The sequence below is a fragment of the Actinomadura flavalba DSM 45200 genome, from assembly GCF_000374305.1.
Lineage (GTDB): Bacteria > Actinomycetota > Actinomycetes > Streptosporangiales > Streptosporangiaceae > Spirillospora > Spirillospora flavalba.
Genome location: NZ_KB894097.1, coordinates 288078 through 310771, shown reverse-complemented (window position 1 = coordinate 310771; position 22694 = coordinate 288078). Strand labels below are relative to the sequence as shown.

Genomic DNA, 22694 nt, shown 5'->3' with positions numbered 1-22694 from the left:
ACGACCTGCTCGCCTGGACCCGGCCCGGCTAGCCCGGATCGCCGCGACGACCGCCCGCTCGACGCGGCGGGTGACCCGCTGGTCCTGCCGACGGGCGGGCGCACGCGGCGCGCGACGCGGTCGTCGCTGCGCGTCGCCGGTGTCGAGCGCCGCGCCGAGCCCGGGGCGCACCCGCCCGTACGCGGCCGCGGCGCGGTCGTTAGCGTGAGGCGCGCGCCGTAGAGGGAGGCTCCCGGGATGACCGAGATCACGCACCGTACCGTCCGGTCCGCGAGCGGGTTGAAGATGCACGTCGCCGAGGCGGGGGAGGGGCCGCTCGTCCTGCTGCTGCACGGCTTCCCCGAGTGCTGGTACTCGTGGCGGCACCAGCTCACGGCGCTCGCCGACGCCGGGTACCGCGCGGTCGCGCCCGACCAGCGCGGCTACGCCCGCACCGGCGGCCCGGCCGACGCCGCCCAGTACACGCTGCTGCACCTGGTGGGCGACGCCGTCGGGCTCATCGACGCGTACGGCGCCGAGCCCGCCGTGGTCGTCGGGCACGACTGGGGCGCGCCGGTCGCGTGGGGCGCCGCGCAGCTCCGGCCCGACCGGGTGCGCGGCGTCGCGGCGCTGTCGGTGCCGCACCGGCCGCGCTCGGCCCGCCCGCCGGTGGAGTCGCTGCGGCGCCTGCTCGGCGACGGGTTCTACATGGTGCACTTCCAGCGGCCGGACGTGCCCGAGGCGGAGCTGGGCGCCGACCCCGCCGAGACGTTCCGGCGGATGCTGTGGGCGGTGTCGGGGGACGCGCCGCCGTTCGTCCCGATCGTGCCCGAGGGCGGCGGGTTCCTGGACGTCTGCGCGGCCCCGTCCGCGCTGCCGGGCTGGTTCACCGAGGACGACGTCGCCGTCTACGTCCGCGAGTTCGCGCACAGCGGCTTCACCGGGCCGCTGAACTGGTACCGCAACCTCGACCGCAACTGGGATCTCACCGCCGCCTGGCACCGCGCGCCGATCACCCCGCCCGCCCTGTTCATCGCCGGTGACCGCGACTTCGTCGCCACCGCGCCGGGCGCCCCCGAGGCGATCGGCCGCATGGGCGACCTCGTCCCGAACCTCCGCGCCCCCGTCTGGATCTCCGGCGCCGGCCACTGGACCCAGCAGGAGCGCCCGGCGGAGGTCGACGCGGCGCTGCTCGCCTTCCTCCACGACCTCGACTGACCCTGTTCTGTCGGAGGGGAGGCGTAGCGTGCCCCGGGTGAACCGTACTGACCGGTTGTACGCGCTTGTGGAGGAGTTGCGCGCCTGCGCGCCGCGGCGGCTCACCTCGCGGGAGCTGGCCGCCCGTTTCGAGGTCAGCGCCCGGACGATCGAGCGCGACATCGGGGCGCTCCAGCAGGCGGGCGTGCCGATCTACGCCGACGTCGGGCGCGGCGGCGGGTACACCCTCGACCGGAGCCGGACGCTGCCGCCGCTGAACTTCACGCCGTCCGAGGCGGTCGCGGTGGCGATCACGCTCGCGCGGGCGGACGGGTCGCCGTACTCCAAGGCGGCGCGGACGGCCCTCCAGAAGATCGTCACCGCGATGTCGGACGGCGACGGCGACGCCGCCCGCGAGCTGGCCGACCGCATCCGCTTCCTCGTCCCGCCGGACGAGCCCGTCCCGGCGTCGGTCCCGGCGGTGCTGGAGGAGGCGATGACGGCGCGGCGCGTCGTCCGGATGCAGTACGAGGACGTCGCCGGCACCCGCACCGCCCGCGACGTCGAGCCCGTCGCGTTCACCGCGTCCGCGCGCACCTGGTACCTCATCGGCTGGTGCCGCCTGCGCGACGCCGCCCGCGTCTTCCGCATCGACCGCGTGCGCGGCGCGGCCCTGCTGGAGGAGACCGCGCCCGACCGCCGTTTCGACGAACTCCCCCTCGACCCCCGCGCCGCCATCTCCCGCGCCCTCGAATTCGGCTGAGAAACACCGACAGGGGGTTGTCGCGTCCGCCCCGCAGACTGCGGTCACCGCTTTCCCCGACCGCTAGGAGTGACCCGCGATGACTGCCCCGGCCTTCAACTCGGTGGCCTGGTTCGAGATCGGCACCGGCCGTCCCGACGACGTCCAGAGCTTCTACGCCGACCTGTTCGACTGGACGTTCGGCCCCGCCGACGCCGACTACCGCGAGGTCACCGCGCCCGGCGCCGACGCCCCGTCCGGTGGCGTCTTCTCGTCCGGCGGCGCCTTCCCCGACTACGCGATCTTCTACGTCGTCGTCCGCGACGTCCAGGAGACCGTCACGCGCGCCGAGTCGCTGGGGGCCAAGATCCTCGTCCCGCCCCGGACCACCGACCGCGGCCTCACCTTCGCCCAGCTCCACGACCCCACCGGCCACCACTTCGGCGTCTTCTCCCCGCCCGCCGTCTGACGGGCGCCGTGGGCGGCCGGACGCGCCCGCGAACCCGGAAACGACGAGGCCGGGACGCTTTTACGCGTCCCGGCCTCGGGGTGGGCGCGGCCTACACCGCCGCGCCCGCCCGGATCATGCCTCGCCGCCGGTGTTGCTCTCGGCGGAGCCGACGCCGCCCGCGAAGACCTCGGAGACCGGGGCGTCGAGGCGGTACTTCTCGATGGCGCGCTGGAGGGTCTCGTGCTTGACCTCGCCCGCGCGGGCGAGGCGGCTCAGGACCGCCAGGACGATCGACGCGGCGTCGACGTGGAAGGCGCGCCGGGCCGCCGCGCGCGTGTCGGAGAACCCGAACCCGTCGGTGCCGAGGGACGAGTAGTCACCCGGAACCCACGGGGCGATCTGGTCCGGGACGGCGCGCATGTAGTCGGACACGGCGACGATCGGGCCCGCCGCGTCGCCGAGCCGCTGCGCCACGTACGGCGTGCGCTGCTCGGTGTCGGGGTGGAGCAGGTTGTACTCGTCGCACGCCTGCGCCTCGCGGGCCAGCTCGTTCCACGACGTCGCCGACCACACGTCGGCCGTGACGCCCCAGTCCTCGGCAAGCAGCCGCTGCGCCTCCAGCGCCCACCGGCCGCCGACGCCGGACGCGAGGATCTGCGCGCGCGGCGCGCCCTCGCGCGCCTCGCCGGCCTTGAACAGGTACAGGCCCTTGAGCAGGCCCGCGACGTCGAGGTCGTCCGGCTCGGCGGGCTGCTGGTAGGGCTCGTTGTACACGGTGAGGTAGTAGAAGACGTCCTCGCCGTGCGGGTGCTGCTCCGACGACCCGTACATGCGCCGCAGCGCGTCCTGCGTGATGTGGGCCAGCTCGAACGCCCACGTCGGGTCGTAGTGGACGCACGCCGGGTTCGTCGCCGCCAGCAGCGGCGAGTGCCCGTCGGCGTGCTGGAGGCCCTCGCCGGTGAGGGTGGTGCGGCCCGCCGTCGCGCCGAGCAGGAACCCGCGGCCCATCTGGTCGCCGAAGGCCCACATCTGGTCGCCGGTGCGCTGGAACCCGAACATCGAGTAGAAGATGTACACCGGGATCATGTGCTCGCCGTGCGTGGCGTACGCGGTGCCCGCGGCGATCGTCGAGGCCATCGAGCCGGCCTCGCTGATGCCCTCGTGCAGCATCTGCCCCTGCTCGGACTCCTTGTAGGAGAGCAGCAGCTTGCGGTCGACCGCGTCGTAGGTCTGGCCGTGCGGCGAGTAGATCTTCGACGTGGGGAACAGCGAGTCCATGCCGAACGTCCGGTACTCGTCCGGAGCGATCGGGACGAACCGGGCGCCGATCTCCTTGTCCTTGATGAGGTCCTTCAGCAGCCGGACGAACGCCATCGTGGTCGCGATGTTCTGCTTGCCCGACCCCTTCTTCAGCTCCGCGTACACCGCGTCGCCGGGCAGCTTGACCGGCTTGGCGCGCACGACGCGGCGCGGCAGGAACCCGCCGAGCGCGGCGCGGCGCTCCTGCATGTACTGGATCTCGTCGGAGTTCTCGCCGGGGTGGTAGTACGGCGGCAGCTCGCCCTCCAGCGCGGAGTCGGGGATGTCCAGGTAGAGACGGTCCCGGAACTCCTTCAGCTCGGCCTTGGTGAGCTTCTTCATCTGGTGGGTGGCGTTGCGCGCCTCGAAGTCGGTGCCGAGCGTCCAGCCCTTGATGGTGTGGGCGAGGATGACGGTCGGCTGGCCGACGTGCTCGCGCGCGGCCTTGAACGCCGCGAAGACCTTGCGGTAGTCGTGGCCGCCGCGCGACAGCCGCCGCAGGTCGTCGTCGGAGAGGTGCTGGACGATCTTGCGCAGCCGCGGGTCGTCGCCGAAGAACTTGTCCCGGATGTAGGCGCCGGACTCGACGGTGAACGTCTGGAACTGGCCGTCGGGCGTGGTGTTCATCTGGTTGACGAGCACGCCGTCGGAGTCCTGGGCGAGCAGCGGGTCCCAGTCGCGGCCCCAGACGACCTTGATGACGTTCCACCCGGCGCCTCGGAAGAACGACTCCAGCTCCTGGATGATCTTGCCGTTGCCGCGCACCGGGCCGTCGAGCTGCTGGAGGTTGCAGTTCACGACGAAGGTGAGGTTGTCCAGCTCTTCGCGGGCGGCGAGGCCGATGGCGCCGAGCGACTCGGGCTCGCCCATCTCGCCGTCGCCCAGGAACGCCCACACGTGCGACCGGGACGTGTCCTTGATCTTGCGGTTGTACAGGTAGCGGTTGAACCGCGCCTGGTAGACCGAGTCGATCGCGGTGAGCCCCATCGACACCGTGGGGAACTCCCAGAAGTCCGGCATCAGGCGCGGGTGCGGGTAGGACGACAGCCCGCCGCCCGGGTGCGACATCTCCTGCCGGAACCCGTCCAGGCGCTCCTGCGGGAGGCGGCCCTCCAGGTAGGCGCGGGCGTAGACGCCCGGCGCGGCGTGCCCCTGGATGAACACCTGGTCGCCGGACTCGCCGTGGTCCTTGCCGCGGAAGAAGTGGTTGAAGCCGACCTCGTACAGCGAGGCGGCCGAGGCGTACGACGCGATGTGCCCGCCGACGCCCAGGTTCGGGCGGTTGGCCCGGGACACCATGATCGCCGCGTTCCACCGGATGTAGGCCCGGATGCGGCGTTCGACGTGCTCGTCGCCGGGGAACCAGGGCTCCTTCTCCGGCGGGATGGTGTTGATGAAGTCGGTGCTGCGCAGGCCGGGCACGCCGACCTGCTGCTCCCGCGCGCGCTCCAGGAGGCGGAGCATGACGTAGCGGGCCCTGCCGCGACCCTCGGTCTTGATGACCGTGTCCAGCGATTCCAGCCACTCCCGGGTCTCGTCCGGGTTGATGTCGGGCAGCTGGCTCGGCAGGCCGTCGCTGATGATCGAAAAGCGGTGACGTCCGGAAGCCACGGGTTCCCCTCTGCTTACCGTTTCTGCTGGTGGAGCCCGCGCCCTCGTGGGGGGTGCGCGCTCCGGGGCGGCTGGTGGCCGCCCATGGTTCGTGATCCATCGTCGCTGTTCGCGGCGCCTAACGCATCTCTACTTGCTGGTAACCATTCTCCCCGCTCAGTGCCCGATTGCACCCGTCATGCCCCGGTTTGCTACGCAGCCCCTTCTCCGCCTCATGAACACCGCGCGACCGGGTAGGCAGGAGGACGTGGAGAGCAAAGTGATCGAGGTGACCACGGGCGGCCACGAGACCGTCCACGACCTCACCGACGCGTGCGTCCGGTTCGTCTCCGGCGCGGGCGGGGACGGGCTGCTGCACGTCTTCGTCCCGCACGCGACCGCGGGCGTCGCCATCCTGGAGCTGGGCGCGGGCAGCGACGACGACCTGCTCGCGGCCCTGGGCGACCTGCTGCCCGCCGACGACCGGTGGCGGCACGCCCACGGCTCGCGCGGCCACGGCCGCTCGCACGTCATGCCGGCGCTGATCCCGCCGTACGCGTCGGTGCCCGTCGTCGAGGGGCGGATGCAGCTCGGCACCTGGCAGTCGATCGCCCTGGTCGACCTCAACGTCGACAACCGCGAACGCCAGGTCCGGTTGTCCTTCCTCGCGGGTTAGGCGCCAGTTGTTACGCTCGGTGGGAGCAACGTGACGATGATCCCGGCGATGCGCCCAGCAAATGCCGGGAAGACACTTGCGCGACAGCCCTCCACTTGTGTGGACTGTCCCGCAAACGCCGCACCGGCCACCGCCCCGCATCGGGACGGAACCGGCGCGGACTATCGACAAAGGGGAGGACTTTCGTGAGCGCGACCGCGGGTCAGGCGCAGTCTGAGCGCAGCCTGGCCGAACGGCTCGGCCTCAAGCCGGGTCAGGTGGTGCAGGAGATCGGCTTCGACGACGACGTCGACGAGGAGCTTCGCGGCTCCGTCGAGGCCGTCACCGGCAACGAGCTGGCCGACGAGGACTACGAGGACGTCGTCGACGTCGTGCTGCTGTGGTGGCGCGAGGAGGACGGCGACCTGTTCGAGGGCCTCACCGACGCGATGATCGGCCTGGACGGCGGCGGCCAGATCTGGCTGCTGACGCCCAAGGCGGGCCGCGACGGACACGTCGAACCGAGCGACATCGGCGAGGCGGCGCAGACCGCCGGCCTGTCCCAGACCAGCAGCATCAGCGCGGCGGCGGAGTGGTCCGGCACCCGGCTGGTCGCACCGAAGGTCCGCAAGTAGTTCCGCGCCGCCGGCCGTGACGCCGGCGGTGCGGCCCCGTCCGCCGCCCCCCGACGTGACCGTCGAGGGTGCGGTGGCAGACTGGCGTGCGCGCGGCTCCCGGCTCGGGACGCGCCCGTCGTCCGCGCCGTGCCGTCCGCACGGGCGGATCTCACCCACCGGAGGGGCCGTGGGAGTGCAGGCCGGTGATCGCGCGCCGGATTTCACGCTGGACGACCAGCACGGCGCCCCCGTCACGCTCTCGGGCCTGCGCGGCGCTCCGGTGCTGCTCGTCTTCTATCCGCTGGCGTTCAGCGGCGTCTGCTCGGGTGAGCTGCGCGCCCTGGCCGACGCGGTGCCCGCGCTCGGCGACGTCCGGATTCTGACGGTCTCGGTCGACTCGATCTTCGCCCTGCGCGCCTGGTCCGACCGGGAGGACTTCCCGTTCTCCCTGCTCTCGGACTTCTGGCCGCACGGGGCCACGGCGCAGGCATACGACGCCTTCGACGCGAACCGGGGCGTCGCCCGCCGCGCCACGTTCCTCATCGACGCCGAGGGGATCGTCCGGCGCCGCGTCGAGACCCCGATCTCCGAACCCCGCGACGTGAACGCCTACCGCGAAGCCCTCGCCGCCCTCTGAGGCGCGGTCATGGGTAGGGCCGGGTGGGGGTCCAGAGCGCCCGTCCTGGAACCCACCCGGCCCCGGGGGCGGTTCCGCGCGGCCCGGGAATCCGGGGCCTCCCCGCGCGGTCCGCGGCCCGTCGGCGTGCCCTGGGGTGGAAGGGCACGCCTCGTCTCAGGCGGTCTGCCGGTGTTCGGCGTCGAGCAGGTGGTAGAGCAGCAGGAGCTGGGTGATCGCGAGGGGGTCGCTGGTGCCCTCGCCGAAGCGGCCGAGCGCGTCGGGGTTCAGGTCGCCGTTCCCGGCGCGCGGCCCGAGCCGGTCCCAGATGGCCTTCTTGACGATCTCGGACTCGTTCGGCTGCACGTATCCGTGGACGTGCAGCGCGTCGGTCGGACGTCCGTCGGTGTCGCGGTGCAGCCGCAGGTGCATGGCCGTCTCACCGGCGGCGGGCACGGACTCCTCCAGCACCGAGCCCAGGTCGGGGTGGTCGATGGTGGGCCGCAGCAGCAGTTCGGCCGACAGGGGCGTGCCGGGCGGGTCGACGCGTCCCTCGACGGGCGCGAACCGCACGACGATGTCGGCCCACTTGCGCTGCGGCCGGATGAACGCCGCGCTCTCCGGCTCGCGCCGCTCCAGCTCGGCCGAGACCTGCTCGGGCGTGTAGCCGCGCTTGCCGCAGTCGCGCTGCACCTTCCAGTTGTGGCGCAGCGGCTCGGGCGGGTCGAGGTAGACGGTGATGTCGAAGCAGGCGCGCGCGAGCCGCGTGTGCAGCGGCAGCAGCCCCTCGACGATCACGAAGTCCTTGGGGGTGACCAGCTCCGGCCGGACGAGTTCGCCGGTGGAGTGGTCGTACACGGGCTTGAGGATCGGTTCGCCCATGGACAGGAGCTGGAGGTGCTGCTCCATGATGTCGACGTGGTTGCAGTCGGGGTGCAGCGCCGTGAAGGGCTTGCCCTTGCGTTCCTGCCGGTCGTAGCGGTGGTAGTCGTCCACGCAGACCGCCGTCATGCGGTCTTCCCCCAGACACTGCACGAGCCCCTTGGTGAGCGTCGTCTTGCCCGCCGCGCTGTCTCCGGCGATGGCGAGCATGACGGGGCGGCGGCCGGAACCGCGCGCCCGGAGCATATGCACGATGCGGTGGGGCACCTGGCCTCCTCCATGCCGGTGAACGTGACATCGAGAACGGTAGGAGGGGACGCCGAGGCGCATCGTCCCCCGAACGGGTGAAGACGGGGGTGAACCGGACGGAAAGCCTTGTGTCCCGGGGGATACTGGCGAGTAGCTTCCGGTTGTTATCGTGCCGGAATGGCTGCCCCCGTACGCGTCGTCCTGGTGGACGACCACGAGATGATCCTCGCCGGCCTCCAGGCGATGCTCGCCGGATACGCGGGCCGCGTGCGGGTGGTGGGGCAGGCGGGTGCCTCGGAGGAGGCCATCCGCCTCGTCACCTCGCTGCGGCCGGACGTGGTCCTGCTCGACGTCCGGCTCGGCCCGGAGAGCGGCCTGGACCTGTGCCGCGCGCTGACCGGCCGCGCTCCCGACTCCCGCGTGGTGTTCCTGTCGGTCTACGACGACGAGCAGTACGTCTTCGAGGCGCTGCGCGCCGGTGCGGGCGGATACCTGCTGAAACGGGTGGACGGGCCCGAACTCGTCCGCCGCCTGGAGGAGGTCGCCCAGGGCGAGACCGTCGTCGACCCGACGCTCGCCGGGCGGATGGCCGTCACCGCCGCCCGCCTGACGCGCGGCGAGTTCTGGCCCGGCGCCAACCGGGGCCTCACCCAGCGCGAGAGCGAGGTGCTGTCGCTGCTGGTCGGCGGCCTGTCCAACAAGGCCATCGCGGCGCGTCTGGTGCTCAGCGAGGAGACCGTGAAGAGCCATCTGCGCGCCCTGTACCGCAAGCTGGAGGTCGCGGACCGGTCCGCCGCCATCGCGGTCGCGCTGCGCGAGGGGCTGTTCCGGTGACGGCCGCGCTCGGCCTGCTCGCGGACCGGGGCAGCGACCTGCTCGTCCGCGTCATCGCCGTCGCCTGCTCGGACCGGACGCTGCCCGAGATGGCGCAGGAGATCGCCGGGCTCGTCGTCCGGTCGGCGGAATCGGTGACGTTCTGCGACGTGTACGTGCTGGACGACGAGGGGCGGCGGCTGGAGAGCGGCGGCCCGCCCGTGCCGCTCGGCACCGGCGACGTCGGCTGGGTCGCCGCGCACGGCCGTCCCCGCCCGCACGCCGACGGACGCGGGCTGGCGATCCCGGTGCATCGGGGCAACGCGACGATCGCGGTGCTGGACGTCCGGTCGGCGCGGCGGGTCGCGCCCGCCGACGTCATGCTGGTGGAGGCGCTGGGCGAGCTGTTCGGGCCCGTCCTGTGCTCGTGCCGCAGGCTGCGCACCGCGCAGGACCGCGAGCACGCCGCCGAACGGTTCGCGGAACGGGCCGTCGAGGCGCAGGAGGCCGAGCGGACGCGGCTCAGCCGCGACATCCACGACGGCATCGCGCAGCGGCTGGCCAGCGTCGGCTTCCACCTGTCGGCGGCCGAGGCCGCGCTGCCCGAGCACCATCCCGACGCCCGCGAGCAGCTCAAGCTGGCCCGGCACCAGTGCGACCTGGCGGGCGCCGAGACGCGCGCGGCGATCGGCGGCCTGCGCCCGCCCGTCCTGGACGACCTCGGACTGCCCGCCGCCCTGGCGGGCCTGGCCCGCGACACCGGGGCGTCCCTGGACGTCACCGTGACCGTCACCGGCGAGCTGGACGCCGAGCTGCCCGACCACGTCCAGACGGCCCTGTACCGGATCGCGCAAGAGGCCGTCGCGAACGCGCTGCGGCACGCGGCGGCGACCTGCGTGGACCTGCTGCTGGACAACGAGCGCGACCGGGTGCGGCTGCGCGTCGCCGACGACGGCCGGGGCTTCTCGGTGCAGCAGCCCCGCGCCCTGGACTCCTACGGGCTGCGCGGCATGGCCGAGCGCGCCGAACTGCTCGGCGGACGGGTGTCGGTGACGAGCCGCCCGGGCGTCGGCACGACCGTGGAGGCGGTCGTGCCGGTGCCCGCTAGCCGGTTCGCACCACCCGGAACGTGATCCCGGCCTTGACGAGCCGGGTGATGAGCGCGTCGCCCATCGCGGCGGCCGTGGTGACCTGGCCGGAGGTGTCGGGCAGGTCGTCCTGGAGCAGGCACAGCGCGGACTCCGCGAGCATCTTGGCCGTCTCGTCGTAGCCGGGGTCGCCGCCCGCGACCTCGGTGACGACGCGCTTCCCGCCGCCCTCACCGACGAACGTGACGCTGAACCAGTGCTTCGCGCGGCGCTCGGCGGACGGCCCGTCGCCCGCGCCGCGCAGCTTCAGCAGCAGCGCCCGGGTCGGCGGGAGCGCGGCGGCGGCGATGAGCGCGCCCGCGCCGGTGGCCATCGCGGCGGCGGTGGCGAGGCGGCGGACGGCGACGTAGTGGCCGTAGGTGAAGTCGGGGCCGTAGCGGTCGAGGGCGAGCGCCGACCGGGTGACGATCGCGGGATCGACGGTGGGCATCGGCAGCGTCCAGCCGTCCCCGATCCGGGCGCGGGGGAGCGGGCTGCGGGAGATGCGGGCGCGGCGTCCGGCCGGGCGCTCCTCGACGGTGCGGCGGTCGCGTTCGGCGCGGTACAGGCCGGGGAGATCGGAGAAGATGCCGATCGCGGAGTGCAGCGTGCCGCCGGAGAAGTCGCCGTTCGCCCGGACGAACCCCTCGACGTGCAGCGGGACGCCCTCGGGGAGCTGCTGGACGGTGAAGTACGCGCCGAGGTCGTGCGGGATCGAGTCGAACCCGCACGCGTGCACGATGCGGGCGCCGCTGCGGCGGGCCTGCTCGTGGTGGCGGACGTACATCTCGTCCACGAACGTGGGCTCGCCGGTCAGGTCGACGTAGTCGGTGCCCGCGCGGGCGCACGCCGCGACCAGCGGCTCGCCGTGCTTCACGTACGGCCCGACGGTCGTGATGACGACGCGCGCGGCGGCGGCGACGGCCTCGATGGACGCGGCGTCCCCGGTGTCGGCGTGCAGCAGCGCGAGCGCGGTCAGCTCGGGGCGGCGGGCGGCGAGCCGGTCGCGGACGGCCTCCAGCTTCTGCCGGTTGCGCCCGGCGAGCGCCCACCGGACGTCGGGCCCGGCGTGCTCGGCGAGGTACTCGGCGGTGAGGCCGCCGGTGAAGCCGGTGGCCCCGAACAGGACGATGTCGTATTGGCGGTCGGCACTCATGGGTCCGATTCTGTCGAACCATGACAACGATGGGCCGCTCTGTGACGCAGCCCACAGGAGAACGGGGTCAGGGCGCCGACCAGCCCGGCGCGTCGAGCAGGTGCCGGACGAACAGCCGCGTCGTCGCCGTCGGGTCGGCGCCCGCGACCGCGTGCCAGGGCCGGTCCAGCGGGGTTCCCGGCGCGTCGACCACGGTGAGCCGCCCGTCCGCGAGCCGCGCGCCGACCGCGTCCCGCGAGACGAGCGCCACCCCGAGCCCCGCCGCCGCCCCGGCGATCACGGCGCCGTTGGAGCCGAGGACGAGCCGGGGCGGCGCGACGTCCCGTTCCGCGAGGTACGCCTCGGCCGTCGCGCCCGTCCCCGACCCGGGCTCGCGCATCACCCACGGCGTCGTGTCCAGCGAGAACGACGCGGCCAGGGCGGGCGACCCGACGACGACCAGCTCGTTCGGGTGCGTCGCCAGCACCGTCGCCTCCAGCTCGGCGGGCGGGCGCCCGGCCAGCACGAGGTCGGCGGCGTGCGCGGCCAGCGCGCCCCACACCTCGCGGCGCGGCCCGACCTCCAGCGTCAGCTCCACGTCCGGCCAGCGGGCGCGGAAGCCCGCGAGCAGGTCGGGGACGAGCTGGTCGGCGGCCGTCGTCACCGCCGCGAGCCGCAGCGGCCCCCGGCCCGGGTCGGCCGCGCCGCGCGCCGCCGCCCTCCCCTGCTCCAGCAGGCCGAGCACCTGCCGCGCGTACCCGGCGTAGACCGTGCCGGACGGCGTCAGCGCCAGGCCGCGTCCGGCCCGGCGCACCAGCGGCACCCCCAGCTCGCGCGCCAGCGACGCGACCGCCGCCGACACCGCCGACTCCGTCACGTACAGCCGCCGCGCCGCCTCCCGCACCGACCCCGTCTCGGCGAGCGTGACGAACGTCCGCAACCGCGCCTCGGTCATGCGCCCGCCTCCTGGTTCAACCGATCACTTGAGAATCATCCCGCAACACTTGATGGACAGTACAAGTCTCGTCCGGTCAAGCTCATCCCGTCCACGGACACCGTGGCCGGACGCGGCGCACCCCCTGACATCCCCTGGGCCTGCCGTCCTTCTCGGGAGGCGCGCCGCGTACCGGCCGGGCACCGCCGACGGCGGAGAAGGAGAGCGAGATGAGCGCGGGCCGATGGTCGGCGGGTGTGATCCCGTACGCGGAGATGGGCTACTGGCGTCCCGACTACGAACCGAAGGACAGCGACATCCTCGCCGCCTTCCGCATCACGCCGCAGCAGGGCGTGCCGCCGGAGGAGGCCGGCGCGGCCGTGGCGGGCGAGTCGTCCACCGCGACCTGGACGGTCGTCTGGACCGACCGGCTGACCAGCTACGAGAACTACCAGGCCAAGTGCTACAAGGTCGAGCCGGTCCCGGGCAAGGAGGGCGAGTTCATCGCCTACATCGCCTACGACCTCGACCTGTTCGAGGAGGGGTCGATCGCGAACCTCACCTCCTCGATCATCGGGAACGTGTTCGGGTTCAAGGCCCTCAAGGCCCTGCGCCTGGAGGACATGCGCATCCCCACGCACTACGTGAAGACGTTCCAGGGCCCCGCCCACGGGATCGTCATGGAGCGCGAGTACCTCGGCAAGTTCGGCCGCCCGATCCTCGGCGCGACCGTCAAGCCCAAGCTCGGCCTGTCCGCCCGCAACTACGGGCGCGTCGTCTACGAGGCCCTGCGCGGCGGCCTGGACTTCACCAAGGACGACGAGAACATCAACTCCCAGCCGTTCATGCGCTGGCGCGACCGGTTCCTGTACTGCATGGAGGGCGTCAACAAGGCGCAGGCCGCCAGCGGCGAGATCAAGGGGCACTACCTCAACGTCACCGCCGGGACGATGGAGGCGATGTACGAGCGCGCCGAGTTCGCCAAGGACCTCGGCAGCGTCATCGTCATGATCGACCTGACGATCGGCTACACCGCGATCCAGTCGATGGCCAACTGGGCGCGCGCCAACGGCGTCATCCTGCACCTGCACCGCGCCGGGCACTCGACGTACACGCGGCAGAAGTCGCACGGCGTCAGCTTCCGCGTGATCGCCAAGTGGATGCGGCTGGCGGGCGTCGACCACATCCACGCCGGGACCGTCGTCGGCAAGCTGGAGGGCGACCCCAACAGCGTCGCCGGGTTCTACGACACGCTGCGGCTGGACAGGGTCGCCGCCGACCCGGTGAAGGGCCTGTACTTCGACCAGGAGTGGGCGTCGATGCCGGGCGTCATGCCGGTCGCGTCCGGCGGCATCCACGCCGGGCAGATGCACCAGCTCCTGCACTACCTGGACGAGGACGTCGTGCTCCAGTTCGGCGGCGGCACGATCGGGCACCCGATGGGCATCGCGGCCGGCGCCGCGGCCAACCGCGTCGCGCTGGAGGCGATGATCAAGGCCCGCAACGAGGGCCGCGACTTCCTCGCCGAGGGCTCGGACATCCTGCGCGCCGCCGCCAAGCACAGCCGCGAACTCGACGTCGCCCTGTCCACCTGGGGCGACATCACCTTCACCTACGAGTCCACCGACACGCCGGACGTCGTCGAGACCCCTGTGAGCATCTGATGCGCATCACCCAAGGCACCTTCTCCTACCTGCCCGACCTGACCGACGAGGACATCACCAAGCAGGTCGCCTACGTGCTGGACCGCGGCTGGCCCTGCTCGATCGAGTTCACCGACGACCCGCACCCGCGCAACTCCTACTGGGAGATGTGGGGCCTGCCGATGTTCGACCTCAAGGACCCCGCCGGAGTCCTGCTGGAGATCAACGAGTGCCGCAAGACCTACCCCGGGCACTACATCCGGCTGAACGCCTACGACGCCCGGTACGGACGGCAGACGACCGCGCTGTCGTTCATCGTGCAGCGGCCCGCCGAGGAGCCCGGGTTCCGCCTCGACCGGACCGAGGTCGCGGACCGGCGCGTCCAGTACCGGACGCACCCGTACGCGCTGGACCGGCCGCAGGGCGAGCGGTACGCGCGATGACCGACCGCCTGGGATTCGGGATGCGCCCGGAGGCCAACGGCGCCGCCGAGGACGAGCCGCAGGCGCCGCCGCCGCTGCCGCCGGACGCGTCGGTCGACCTGGCCCGCGAACGCGCGGAGTCCCAGGTGGACGACGTCCTGGACGCGCTCGACACCGAGCTGGTCGGGCTCGCGCCGGTCAAGACCCGGATCCGGGAGATCGCGGCGCTGCTGCTGATCGACCGGGTCCGGGCCCGGTTCGGCATCGACTCCGGGCGTCCCAACCTGCACATGTCCTTCACCGGCAGTCCCGGCACCGGCAAGACGACCGTCGCGGTCCGGCTGGCGGAACTGCTGCACCGGCTCGGCTACATCCGGCGCGGGCACCTGGTGTCGGTGACGCGGGACGACCTCGTCGGCCAGTACGTCGGGCACACCGCCCCCAAGACCAAGGAAGTGCTCAAACGGGCGATGGGCGGCGTGCTGTTCATCGACGAGGCGTACTACCTGTACCGGGCGGAGAACGAGCGCGACTACGGCCAGGAGGCCATCGAGATCTTGCTCCAAGTGATGGAGAACCAGCGCGACGATCTCGTGGTGGTGCTCGCCGGATACAAGGACCGGATGGACTCGTTCTTCTCCTCCAACCCGGGGATGAGTTCGCGGATCGCGCACCACATCGACTTTCCCGACTACGAGCCGGTCGAGCTGGAGGCCATCGGCCGGCTGATGATGGAACGCGAGGGCTACCGGCTGTCCGACGACGCCGAACCCGTCTTCCGCGACTATCTGGAACGGCGCCGCGTCCAGCCGCGCTTCGCCAACGCCCGCTCGGTCCGCAACGCGATCGAACGCGCCCGCCTCCGCCACGCCAACCGCCTCCTGGCCACCGGCGCCCCCGTCGACCGCACCGCGTTGACCACGCTGCACGCCGACGACTTCCTCTCCTCCCGAGTCTTCACCCCCTGACCCCGCGGCCGCACCGGAAACCCCTCCGGTGCGGCCACGGCGTCCGCGAATGAGGCACGGGGATCGTGGGAGTGCGAGTGGTCATGCGTCTTTCAATGCGGTCCGGATTCTCTCCGCGAATTCTTCGGCGGGATGCTGCGCGGTGTAGGGATGACGGGGACCGAGCCAGAAGCGCAGGCCGTCCTTCTTACGCCGGGGAATGACGTGGAGGTGCAGGTGGGGCACGGACTGGCTGACGACGTTGTTGATGAGGATCATCGACCCGTCGGCGCCGAGGCCGGTCTCGACGGCTCGTTCGAGCCGCTGCGCCTGGGTGAAGAAGTCCAGGACGCGATCGGCCGGCAGCTCGCTCATGACCTGAACGTGAAGCTTCGGAACGAGCAGCGTGTGCCCGTGGAACAACGGCCGATGGTCAAGAAAGGAAATCAAGTCGTCGGTCTCATCCACAACGGTCGCCCTGATCTCACCACGGATGATCTTACAGAACACACAGGCGACCGATCCAGCGTCCGCGCCGCGTTCGGATACGACCTCCACGTCACCGCGATCAGAAAGAGTTTCCTGCGGGCTGTCATCGGCCATCAAGGCTTCTGATCTCCTGTCGTTCGCAGTGGACGCCGAGGTGAGGTCGGTTATCGCCTTAGACCGGGGCCGCCCGTAGGCGTCGGCGGTGTCGATGTGCTTCGAGCCGAAGCCGGTGCGGTTCGCGCTAGAAGAGCGCATCTTCGTCGGCCTCCCTGGGAGGTTGGCCGCGCAGTTCTTTCAAGTTCGGGGCCTTTGTGGCGAGTTGCGTGAGCAGGCGCGCGGTGACCAGGGCGTCATACGTTGCTCGGTGGGGAGTGAGGTCGTTGGGCAGTTCTTCGGACAGGCTGAATGCCTTGGTCAAGCTTTCGAGCCGGTAGCTGTCGAGGCCCGGGACCAGTCGGCGTGCGAGTTTCAGCGTGTCGAAGACCTCGGGCGGCGTCCAGTCGGGGAGCTTGCGGGTCAGCACGCCGAGGTCGACGTGGGCGTTGTGGGCCACGAGGGCGTCGGCGTTCAGGGCCGCGAGCACGTTGCGGGTGACGGCCTCGAACGACGGGCAGTCGGCTACGGCCTCGTTGGTCAGGCCGTGGATTCGGGTGGCGAAGTGCGTGATCGGTGCGTCCGGCTTGACCAGCCAGCTCAGCGGCTTCCCGATGACTCCGCCGATCACCGGCACGGCGGCCAGCTCCACCAGGTCGGGCGGCTGCCCGCCGTTGCCCTCGACGTCCACGACCACGAAGCTCAGGCTCGTCCAGTCAGTCATGCGCTTCTCGCCCTTCCAGCCGATGTCGGCACGGTCATGCCGACGTTCACGGTGCGGGTGGCGCATGTCGTGAACCTGGAGAAGCCGGGAGCGTGTTGCAGAAGGACGCCTACACGGCCCTACGGGCACCGGGCGGCGCACCCTGCGACGGGAGGCGGGGACCTCTTTGACGAGGGAGGTCCCCGCCCCTTTTTGTGCCCGGTTGTGTGGTTCGGGTGGGTTAGAGGGTGCGGAGTTTGTTGGTGAGGCGGTGGAAGGATGTGCGGTCTACTAGGAGGGTGGCGCCGGTGGGGTTTTTTGTGTCGCGGATGGCGACTTTGCCGGGGGTGTTGGCCAGCTCTACGCAGTGGTTGCCCTCTGGACCGCTGTGCGACGATTTGCGCCATGCGGGGGTTTTTGGGTTCATGGCCGCTCGGTCGCCTTTCTGATCAGCGCTCGCGTGTTCCTCGCGTTTGGGCAGGTTTAAAGATCGCGGAGCGTGTTCGTGAAGCGGCGGAAGTCTGAACGGCCTACGAGGAGGGTGCCGCCGTCGCGGTTCTTTGTGTCGCGGATGGCGACCGTGCCGGGGACGTTAGCGACTTCGACGCAGTCGTTGTTCTCCGGACCGCTGTGAGAGGACTTGCGCCATGCGGAATTTCTCAGGTCCATAGCTCCTCGATCACCTTTCTGATCAACGCGCGCGTGTCTTCGGCGTTGAGCGCCTGTGCTTGGAGCCTAGCGCACGTCTGAGCGAGGTAGGTCAGTGTCCCGGCGTCCTGGATCGTGCTCCCGCCGGTGATCGTGTCGGCCCACGCGATCTGGGATCGGTCACCGAGTGTGGCGAGGGCGAAAGAACTGGACGGCGGACGCGTGCCAGCGGAGAACCGCACGATCTGAATGGTGATGTTCTCGCGTTCCGACATCGTCAGAATGTGCTCAAGCACCTCCCGCATAACGTCCTTGTCGCCCACGGCCTCATACAGGACGCTCTCATGCAGCAGGACATTGAGCGTCGGCGGTTTGGCGCGGTCGAGCACCCGCTGGCGGTCGAGGCGCCGCTTCAGGGTCTTGGGGGACGAGCCCTGGAGCACCCCTGCGTAAGCGGGCGTCTGGAGAAGTCCAGGGATGTAGGTGCTCGCGTATGTCGCGACCGACACGGCCCGCGGTTCGTGTTCCAGGTATTCAGCGAACGGGTCTCCGTCCTCCGCGACGAAGCGGTCCCACGCCCTGAGGATCTTGCCCTCGGCCTCCAGGAGCGTGTCGAGTGACCTCGCCTCGCTGTAGTAGCACCCGAACAGGCCGCGTTCCAACTGGCTCACCCAGCCGTTCGACATGTTCAGAGCGCGTGACAGCGCCGCCGCCGTGTAGGGCGAACGTCTGCGGAAGGTGCGAACAACTCCCCCAAATCGCTCGAAATGGGGCTTTGGTTGCCGTTGTGCCATCTATCCACCTCCGTGCGTGCAGCATCGTGCTACGCCATGTGCCTGGCCCGAGCGTTGCTCGACATGTGGTGAACGTTACAGCCGGTCATGCCATTTTGGGTCGCGAAACAGCCAATCACCACCCAGCGAGCGCGGGAGCGGTCAGGCACGGAGGCTCGGTAATGATCACGATGGACAAGCCCACGAGGATCGCCCCGGGGATCTTCTGCCCCTATCCGGGCGGTGCTCTCTCGACGGTGGGGCGGGCTCGCGCCACCGCCGAGGAATGGGCGCGCAGTGAGAATTACAGCGCCGAGGTGATCGACAACGTGGCGCTGATCGTCACCGAGCTGGCCACGAACAGCCTGCGTTACGTGGCCGGTGCGGCGGGGTTCGCCGTACTGGTCTATCCCGTCGAGCTTCCGGGCGGTCGCGCGGGTGTGTGCGTGGAGGTCTGGGACGCCGACGCGGGGAACCCACCCGTGCTCGGGGAACCGGATTTCGTGGCGGAGACCGGCCGGGGGCTGTTCATCGTGGACAGCCTGACCGGCGGCATGTGGGGCTGGCAGTGCCTCGCGGACGACAAGGGAAAGGCGACGTGGGTCGTGATCACATGCACATGACGATGAAGACGAGAGAAGTCGCGCGGTTGTTCGGCGTCACCCCCTACACGGTGGTGCGCTGGAGCCGGAGGGGGCTCCTGACGCCCGGGACCACCCCGTCCGGGCATCTGCGGTTCGACCGCGCGCAGGTCATGGACCTCTACCGGGGAGCGAACGGCGAGGACACATGACCTGTCTGAAGGCGGGCGCACCTTCTCCGTGCGCCCGTGTTCCCTGAACGACCCCCGGCGCCCGATTTCGGAGGGGAGGGCGCCGGGGGTCCGCCTCGTCCGGCGACGGTGGCGGTACCTCCCGGCGCGGCCATGGTCGTCTTTCTCCGGCGAATATCGGTCGCGGGGGAGTACTCCGGGATGTCCTAGTGTTGAGAGGATCGACTGGACGACATGGGGGAGTACGGTGGGCAACCCTGAAGACCTGTACGAGCTGGACGGCGACCTGCCCGAGCTGGAGGGCGCGGTGCTGCTGCACAGCCTCGACGGCTTCGTGGACGCCGGGTCCACCGGGCAGCTCGTCCGGGAGCACCTGCTGGAGACCCTCGAACACCGGGTGATCGCCCGGTTCGACGTGGACTCGCTCATCGACTACCGGGCCCGGCGCCCGATGATGACCTACGACCGCGACCACTGGGCGTCCTACGACGCGCCCGAACTGGTGCTGCGGCTCGCGCAGGACGAGGTCGGCACGTCCTTCCTGCTGCTGACCGGCCCGGAGCCCGACCGGCTGTGGGAGGGGTTCACCGGCGCCGTCCGGTCGCTGGTCGAGCGGACCGGCGCGGGGCTCGTCGTCGGCTTCCACGGCATCCCGATGGGCGTGCCGCACACGCGGCCCGTCGGCATGACCTCGCACGCGACCCGGCCCGACCTGGTCGGTCCGTCCACCTGGTTCGACAAGGTGCAGGTGCCCGGCAGCGCGTCCGGGCTGCTGGAACTGCGGCTCGGGGAGGCCGGGCACGACGCGCTCGGCTTCGCGATCCACGTGCCGCACTACCTGGCGCAGGCCGCCTACCCGGCGGCGGCGGTCGCGGCCCTGGAGGCCGTCATCGCGGCCACCGGGCTCGTCCTGCCGGCGGACGCGCTGCGCGAGGCGGCGGCCCGCACCGACAGCGAGATCGCCGAGCAGGTCACCGGCAACGCCGAGGTCGAGAAGGTCGTGCACGCGCTGGAGCAGCAGTACGACGCGTTCGCCGGTGCCGCCGACCGGGAGAACCTGCTGGCCGACGAGCGCGACATGCCCACGGCCGACGAGATCGCCGCGCAGTTCGAGCGGTTCCTGGCCGAGCAGGAGGAGTAGCCCCCGGTCAGGTCGCGGCGGGCGCCGCGGGCGCCCCGAAGATCCACGTGCCGGGGTGGGACGGGTCGTCACCGGCCCAGAACTCGATCCACAGTTCGGTGAACTCGGTGCGCGACAGGTGGCCGTCGCCGTTGGCGTCCAGCCGGGGGAAGATCTCCGAGGTGTCGGTGGGACGGCCGTTCCACGCCTCGATGAGCTGCCGGTACTCGGCGGGGGAGATGCGGCCGTCGCCGTCGGCGTCGATGGCGGTGAACATCGCCTCGGCCGTCTCCGCGACGGCGTTCACCATGCCGGGCAGGAGGTCGACGACGCGCAGCACGTCGTCGGCCGTCACCGCGTCGGACGCGGCGGCCGCGCTCAGCTCGGCCCACCAGCCGGTCATGACCTCGGTGAGGCGCCGGTGCTCGCGGGAGCCGGGGGCGGCGCCGCGCAGGGTCGTCCAGCGGGACGCGAGCGCGGTGAAGTCGGCGGCGCGCAGCAGCCCGTCGCGGTCGGCGTCCATCGCGTCGAACACCGTGACGATCTTGCTCCGCTGGAAATCGGTGGCCATGGCGTCCATGCTGTCCCGCGTGTCCCGGACGCCGCACTGGCCGCCGCGCGCCATTGCCCGCGCCGTTGGGTGAGAATACCGTGACGTTCGGTCACGGGAACTGTCCAAAGAACAAGGTTGTTCATGCGTGGTAGCGTCCGCTTCATGAACGTTTCTGGTGGGCTTCTCGGTCGACGGAAGCAGCGCACGCCACCCCTCGCGGGACGACGCGTCCTGATCACCGGCGCGGCGCGCGGCATCGGCGCCGCCCTCGCGGAACGCCTGCACGAGCGCGGCGCCCGCGTCGCCCTCGCCGGGCTCGAACCCGAACTCCTCGCCGACGTCGCCGCCCGCTGCGGCGGAGCCCCCTGGAGCACCTGCGACGTCGCGGACCGCGACCAGGTCGGTGAGGCCGTCACCGCCGCCGTCACCGCGCTCGGCGGCCTCGACGTCGTCGTCGCCAACGCCGGTGTCGCCGCGCAGCTCCCCGTCCTCGGCGGCGACCCCGCCGTCTGGGACACCACGCTGCGCGTCAACGCCACCGGCACCTACAACACACTGCGCGCCGCCGGTCCGCACATCGCGCACCCGCGCGGTTACGCGCTCGCGGTCGCGTCCGCCGCCGCCGCGATCCACCTGCCGCTGCTCGGCGCCTACAGCGCGTCCAAGGCCGCCGTCGAAGCGCTCGGCAACACGCTGCGGGCCGAGCTGCGCCCGTCCGGCGCCAAGGCGGGCGTCGCCTACTTCGCCGAACTCGACACCGACATGACCAGCCGCGGCTTCGGCACCGAGGCCGCCGCCGCGCTGATGGACGGCCGCAGCACCGCCTCGGCGCTGTCGGGCGTCACCCCGCTCAAGACCGGCATCGACGCGCTGGAGCACGGCATCGCCTGGCGGTCGCGGCGGATCGTCGCCCCCTGGTGGGTCGCGAACGCGCTGCCGCTGCGGATGCTCGCCCAGCCCGTCATGGACCGGCTCGTCCAGGGCAAGCTCACCGAGGCCCTGGAGATCGCCCGCGTCGAGGACGCGCCCCTCACCACCGGGCAGCCCCCGCGGTGACGGCCCGCGTCCGCCCCGGCCGGTTCGCCGAGATCGGGCTGTTCTCCTGGCTGTTCGCCCGGATCTCCGGCCGGGTCGCCGGGACCGCGCCGCCGAACCTGTTCCTGACGCTCGCCCGCCGCCCGCGCCTCTTCCACGGCTGGCTGCTGTTCGCCGGGTCGATGATGCCGCGCGGCAAGCTGCCCCGCCGCGACACCGAACTCGTCATCCTGCGCGTCGCGCACCTGCGCGCCTGCCGCTACGAGTTCGACCACCACCTGCGGCTCGGCCGCCGCGCCGGGATCGGCACCGCCGACGTCGAACGGCTCATCGAGGGCCCGGCCGCGCCCGGCTGGACGCCGCGCGAACAGGCGCTGCTGACGGCCGTGGACCGGCTGCACTTCGACCAGGACCTCGACGAGACCGCGTGGGCCGGGCTGCGCCGCCACCTGACCGAGCCGGAGTGCGTCGAGCTGTGCATGCTCGCCGGGCACTACGAGATGCTCGCCACCGTGATCACGGCGCTGCGGATTCCACTCGACCGCCCGCGAGGACACCCCGCTCCGTGAGCAGCCGCACGTGCGCGACGATGTCGGCGGCGACGGCGTCCAGCGCGGCGGCGTCGCCGTCGACCAGCGGCAGCGTCACCAGCGACGCGACCGCCGCGACGACGGCCCGGCACGCGAACCGCTGCTGCTCGTCCCGCGCCTCCAGCAACGCGCCGACCAGCTCGCCCAGCCGCCCCTGGAAGGCGGCCCGGCGCCGGATCGCCTCCGGACCGGCCGCGTGCACCTCCACGACGAACAGCCGCGCGTACCCGGGTTCGAGGGCGAGCGTCCCGACGTAGGCGCGCATGGCCCGCTCGAACCGTTCCAGCGGCGTCCCGTCGCCGTGCGCCGCCTCGGTCAGCCGCTCCTCCAAGAGCCCGGTGACGGCGTCGAACGCGGCCATGAAGCAGTCGAGCTTGGACGAGAACAGCTCGTAGAACGTCTGCCGTGACACCCCGGCGCCCTTGAGCACGTCCCCGACGGACGTCGCGGCGTACCCCTTGGTCTTCATCGCCTCGGCCACGGCGGCGAGCAGACGTTCCCGCTGTGCCCGCGCCACCTGCTCGGGCGGCAGCGCGTGCCTCCCCCTCGGCAACCGCCGCCCCGCATCGTCCACGCCCCAACCCTAACGCGCCCGGGGGCGCGTGCCCCTGGGCCGGAGG

The 22694-nt window shown here is 71.8% G+C and carries 27 protein-coding genes; 16 read left to right on the top strand and 11 right to left on the bottom strand.

Annotated features, from left to right (window positions below; genetic code table 11):
* Window positions 1-237 precede the first annotated feature (237 nt).
* The 3 genes from C229_RS0120150 to C229_RS0120140 all read left to right on the top strand — a co-directional run bounded on the left by C229_RS0120150 (window position 238) and on the right by C229_RS0120140 (window position 2387).
* Window positions 238-1197, top strand: a complete 960-nt coding sequence (locus C229_RS0120150) for an alpha/beta fold hydrolase (protein ID WP_018656912.1) — start codon at window positions 238-240, stop codon at window positions 1195-1197.
* A 37-nt stretch (window positions 1198-1234) separates the two neighbouring features.
* On the top strand, window positions 1235-1939 hold the full coding sequence (locus tag C229_RS0120145; protein ID WP_033424575.1) for a helix-turn-helix transcriptional regulator: 705 nt from the start codon (window positions 1235-1237) through the stop codon (window positions 1937-1939).
* A 79-nt stretch (window positions 1940-2018) separates the two neighbouring features.
* Complete coding sequence (locus C229_RS0120140; RefSeq protein ID WP_018656910.1) at window positions 2019-2387, top strand: VOC family protein; 369 nt, start codon at window positions 2019-2021, stop codon at window positions 2385-2387.
* 114 nt (window positions 2388-2501) lie between these two features.
* Here the strand turns inward: C229_RS0120140 and aceE are convergent, their stop codons facing one another.
* Entirely contained in the window at window positions 2502-5279 is a 2778-nt protein-coding gene (aceE, locus tag C229_RS0120135) for a pyruvate dehydrogenase (acetyl-transferring), homodimeric type (protein ID WP_018656909.1), read from the bottom strand.
* 247 nt (window positions 5280-5526) lie between these two features.
* Between aceE and C229_RS0120130 the strand changes: the two genes are divergently transcribed.
* From C229_RS0120130 to C229_RS0120120, 3 genes are all read left to right on the top strand, one after another.
* On the top strand, window positions 5527-5934 hold the full coding sequence (locus tag C229_RS0120130) for a secondary thiamine-phosphate synthase enzyme YjbQ (protein WP_026313976.1): 408 nt from the start codon (window positions 5527-5529) through the stop codon (window positions 5932-5934).
* A 185-nt stretch (window positions 5935-6119) separates the two neighbouring features.
* Window positions 6120-6548, top strand: coding sequence for a DUF3052 domain-containing protein (locus C229_RS0120125; RefSeq protein WP_018656907.1), 429 nt, complete (start codon window positions 6120-6122; stop codon window positions 6546-6548).
* Between the two features lie 175 nt (window positions 6549-6723).
* Window positions 6724-7167, top strand: a complete 444-nt coding sequence (locus C229_RS0120120) for a peroxiredoxin (RefSeq protein ID WP_018656906.1) — start codon at window positions 6724-6726, stop codon at window positions 7165-7167.
* Between the two features lie 156 nt (window positions 7168-7323).
* Here C229_RS0120120 and C229_RS0120115 read toward each other — a convergent pair whose 3' ends face one another.
* Window positions 7324-8295 carry a phosphoribulokinase gene (locus C229_RS0120115; RefSeq protein ID WP_026313974.1) on the bottom strand — a complete coding sequence of 324 codons (972 nt, stop codon included), beginning with the start codon at window positions 8293-8295 and terminating at the stop codon, window positions 7324-7326.
* Between the two features lie 159 nt (window positions 8296-8454).
* Here C229_RS0120115 and C229_RS0120110 point away from each other — a divergent pair, with 159 nt between their 5' ends.
* Window positions 8455-9111 (top strand): response regulator, encoded by a 657-nt coding sequence (locus C229_RS0120110; RefSeq protein WP_026313973.1) that lies wholly within the window; start codon window positions 8455-8457, stop codon window positions 9109-9111.
* Window positions 9108-10223, top strand: coding sequence for a GAF domain-containing sensor histidine kinase (locus tag C229_RS0120105; protein ID WP_018656903.1), 1116 nt, complete (start codon window positions 9108-9110; stop codon window positions 10221-10223). The genes C229_RS0120110 and C229_RS0120105 overlap by 4 nt, the downstream gene beginning before the upstream one ends.
* Here the strand turns inward: C229_RS0120105 and C229_RS0120100 are convergent.
* Window positions 10195-11373 carry a saccharopine dehydrogenase family protein gene (locus tag C229_RS0120100; RefSeq protein ID WP_018656902.1) on the bottom strand — a complete coding sequence of 393 codons (1179 nt, stop codon included), beginning with the start codon at window positions 11371-11373 and terminating at the stop codon, window positions 10195-10197. The two genes, C229_RS0120105 and C229_RS0120100, sit on opposite strands and share 29 nt — an antisense overlap.
* Window positions 11374-11440: 67 nt before the next feature.
* On the bottom strand, window positions 11441-12307 hold the full coding sequence (locus tag C229_RS0120095) for a LysR substrate-binding domain-containing protein (RefSeq protein ID WP_018656901.1): 867 nt from the start codon (window positions 12305-12307) through the stop codon (window positions 11441-11443).
* A gap of 209 nt (window positions 12308-12516) precedes the next feature.
* Between C229_RS0120095 and C229_RS0120090 the strand changes: the two genes are divergently transcribed.
* From C229_RS0120090 to cbbX, 3 genes are read left to right on the top strand one after another with little or no spacing between them, the layout of a single operon-like run.
* Window positions 12517-13950, top strand: a complete 1434-nt coding sequence (locus C229_RS0120090) for a form I ribulose bisphosphate carboxylase large subunit (protein WP_026313972.1) — start codon at window positions 12517-12519, stop codon at window positions 13948-13950.
* Window positions 13950-14372 carry a ribulose bisphosphate carboxylase small subunit gene (locus tag C229_RS0120085; RefSeq protein ID WP_018656899.1) on the top strand — a complete coding sequence of 141 codons (423 nt, stop codon included), beginning with the start codon at window positions 13950-13952 and terminating at the stop codon, window positions 14370-14372. Before C229_RS0120090 ends, C229_RS0120085 begins: the two co-directional genes overlap by 1 nt.
* Window positions 14369-15319 (top strand): CbbX protein, encoded by a 951-nt coding sequence (gene cbbX / locus C229_RS0120080; protein ID WP_018656898.1) that lies wholly within the window; start codon window positions 14369-14371, stop codon window positions 15317-15319. Before C229_RS0120085 ends, cbbX begins: the two co-directional genes overlap by 4 nt.
* Before the next feature lie 81 nt (window positions 15320-15400).
* Here the strand turns inward: cbbX and C229_RS0120075 are convergent, their stop codons facing one another.
* The 5 genes from C229_RS0120075 to C229_RS0120065 form a co-directional block, all read right to left on the bottom strand.
* On the bottom strand, window positions 15401-16042 hold the full coding sequence (locus C229_RS0120075) for an HIT family protein (protein ID WP_018656897.1): 642 nt from the start codon (window positions 16040-16042) through the stop codon (window positions 15401-15403).
* Complete coding sequence (locus C229_RS0120070; RefSeq protein WP_018656896.1) at window positions 16029-16670, bottom strand: 3'-5' exonuclease; 642 nt, start codon at window positions 16668-16670, stop codon at window positions 16029-16031. The genes C229_RS0120075 and C229_RS0120070 overlap by 14 nt, the downstream gene beginning before the upstream one ends.
* Window positions 16671-16824: 154 nt before the next feature.
* Window positions 16825-17010: a DUF397 domain-containing protein gene (locus C229_RS33770; RefSeq protein WP_081639959.1), complete on the bottom strand. Its 186-nt coding sequence runs from the start codon at window positions 17008-17010 to the stop codon at window positions 16825-16827.
* Window positions 17011-17066: 56 nt separating this feature from the next.
* Entirely contained in the window at window positions 17067-17252 is a 186-nt protein-coding gene (locus C229_RS33765; protein WP_081639958.1) for a DUF397 domain-containing protein, read from the bottom strand.
* Entirely contained in the window at window positions 17243-18025 is a 783-nt protein-coding gene (locus tag C229_RS0120065; RefSeq protein WP_155884944.1) for a helix-turn-helix domain-containing protein, read from the bottom strand. Before C229_RS0120065 ends, C229_RS33765 begins: the two co-directional genes overlap by 10 nt.
* Before the next feature lie 161 nt (window positions 18026-18186).
* Here C229_RS0120065 and C229_RS31250 point away from each other — a divergent pair, with 161 nt between their 5' ends.
* The 3 genes from C229_RS31250 to C229_RS0120050 all read left to right on the top strand — a co-directional run bounded on the left by C229_RS31250 (window position 18187) and on the right by C229_RS0120050 (window position 19917).
* Entirely contained in the window at window positions 18187-18627 is a 441-nt protein-coding gene (locus C229_RS31250; protein WP_018656894.1) for an ATP-binding protein, read from the top strand.
* A 2-nt stretch (window positions 18628-18629) separates the two neighbouring features.
* A complete protein-coding gene (locus C229_RS31245) occupies window positions 18630-18797 on the top strand; it encodes a MerR family DNA-binding transcriptional regulator (RefSeq protein WP_081639969.1) in 168 nt (55 codons plus the stop codon).
* 226 nt (window positions 18798-19023) lie between these two features.
* A complete protein-coding gene (locus C229_RS0120050; protein ID WP_018656892.1) occupies window positions 19024-19917 on the top strand; it encodes a PAC2 family protein in 894 nt (297 codons plus the stop codon).
* Window positions 19918-19924: 7 nt separating this feature from the next.
* On the opposite strand, the gene C229_RS0120045 is transcribed toward C229_RS0120050, so the two are convergent.
* Window positions 19925-20467, bottom strand: coding sequence for an EF-hand domain-containing protein (locus C229_RS0120045; RefSeq protein ID WP_026313969.1), 543 nt, complete (start codon window positions 20465-20467; stop codon window positions 19925-19927).
* A gap of 144 nt (window positions 20468-20611) precedes the next feature.
* On the opposite strand from C229_RS0120045, the gene C229_RS0120040 reads away from it, so the two are divergent.
* Together C229_RS0120040 and C229_RS0120035 are read left to right on the top strand one after the other, a co-directional pair.
* Window positions 20612-21505, top strand: coding sequence for an SDR family NAD(P)-dependent oxidoreductase (locus tag C229_RS0120040; protein WP_018656890.1), 894 nt, complete (start codon window positions 20612-20614; stop codon window positions 21503-21505).
* Window positions 21502-22053, top strand: a complete 552-nt coding sequence (locus tag C229_RS0120035) for a carboxymuconolactone decarboxylase family protein (RefSeq protein WP_018656889.1) — start codon at window positions 21502-21504, stop codon at window positions 22051-22053. Before C229_RS0120040 ends, C229_RS0120035 begins: the two co-directional genes overlap by 4 nt.
* Here the strand turns inward: C229_RS0120035 and C229_RS31240 are convergent.
* Window positions 22001-22648 carry a TetR/AcrR family transcriptional regulator gene (locus C229_RS31240; protein ID WP_033424574.1) on the bottom strand — a complete coding sequence of 216 codons (648 nt, stop codon included), beginning with the start codon at window positions 22646-22648 and terminating at the stop codon, window positions 22001-22003. The two genes, C229_RS0120035 and C229_RS31240, sit on opposite strands and share 53 nt — an antisense overlap.
* Window positions 22649-22694: the final 46 nt, after the last annotated feature.

Coding starts and splice junctions, on each gene's coding strand:
- C229_RS0120150 (WP_018656912.1), top strand. CDS start 238: ATGACCGAGATCACGCACCGTACCGTCCGGTCCGCGAGCGGGTTGAAG.
- C229_RS0120140 (WP_018656910.1), top strand. CDS start 2,019: ATGACTGCCCCGGCCTTCAACTCGGTGGCCTGGTTCGAGATCGGCACC.
- C229_RS0120110 (WP_026313973.1), top strand. CDS start 8,455: ATGGCTGCCCCCGTACGCGTCGTCCTGGTGGACGACCACGAGATGATC.
- C229_RS0120100 (WP_018656902.1), bottom strand. CDS start 11,373: ATGAGTGCCGACCGCCAATACGACATCGTCCTGTTCGGGGCCACCGGC.
- C229_RS0120095 (WP_018656901.1), bottom strand. CDS start 12,307: ATGACCGAGGCGCGGTTGCGGACGTTCGTCACGCTCGCCGAGACGGGG.
- C229_RS0120090 (WP_026313972.1), top strand. CDS start 12,517: ATGAGCGCGGGCCGATGGTCGGCGGGTGTGATCCCGTACGCGGAGATG.
- C229_RS0120085 (WP_018656899.1), top strand. CDS start 13,950: ATGCGCATCACCCAAGGCACCTTCTCCTACCTGCCCGACCTGACCGAC.
- cbbX (WP_018656898.1), top strand. CDS start 14,369: ATGACCGACCGCCTGGGATTCGGGATGCGCCCGGAGGCCAACGGCGCC.
- C229_RS0120075 (WP_018656897.1), bottom strand. CDS start 16,042: ATGCGCTCTTCTAGCGCGAACCGCACCGGCTTCGGCTCGAAGCACATC.
- C229_RS0120070 (WP_018656896.1), bottom strand. CDS start 16,670: ATGCGCCACCCGCACCGTGAACGTCGGCATGACCGTGCCGACATCGGC.
- C229_RS33770 (WP_081639959.1), bottom strand. CDS start 17,010: ATGAACCCAAAAACCCCCGCATGGCGCAAATCGTCGCACAGCGGTCCA.
- C229_RS33765 (WP_081639958.1), bottom strand. CDS start 17,252: ATGGACCTGAGAAATTCCGCATGGCGCAAGTCCTCTCACAGCGGTCCG.
- C229_RS0120065 (WP_155884944.1), bottom strand. CDS start 18,025: ATGGCACAACGGCAACCAAAGCCCCATTTCGAGCGATTTGGGGGAGTT.
- C229_RS31250 (WP_018656894.1), top strand. CDS start 18,187: ATGATCACGATGGACAAGCCCACGAGGATCGCCCCGGGGATCTTCTGC.
- C229_RS31245 (WP_081639969.1), top strand. CDS start 18,630: ATGAAGACGAGAGAAGTCGCGCGGTTGTTCGGCGTCACCCCCTACACG.
- C229_RS0120045 (WP_026313969.1), bottom strand. CDS start 20,467: ATGGCCACCGATTTCCAGCGGAGCAAGATCGTCACGGTGTTCGACGCG.
- C229_RS0120040 (WP_018656890.1), top strand. CDS start 20,612: ATGAACGTTTCTGGTGGGCTTCTCGGTCGACGGAAGCAGCGCACGCCA.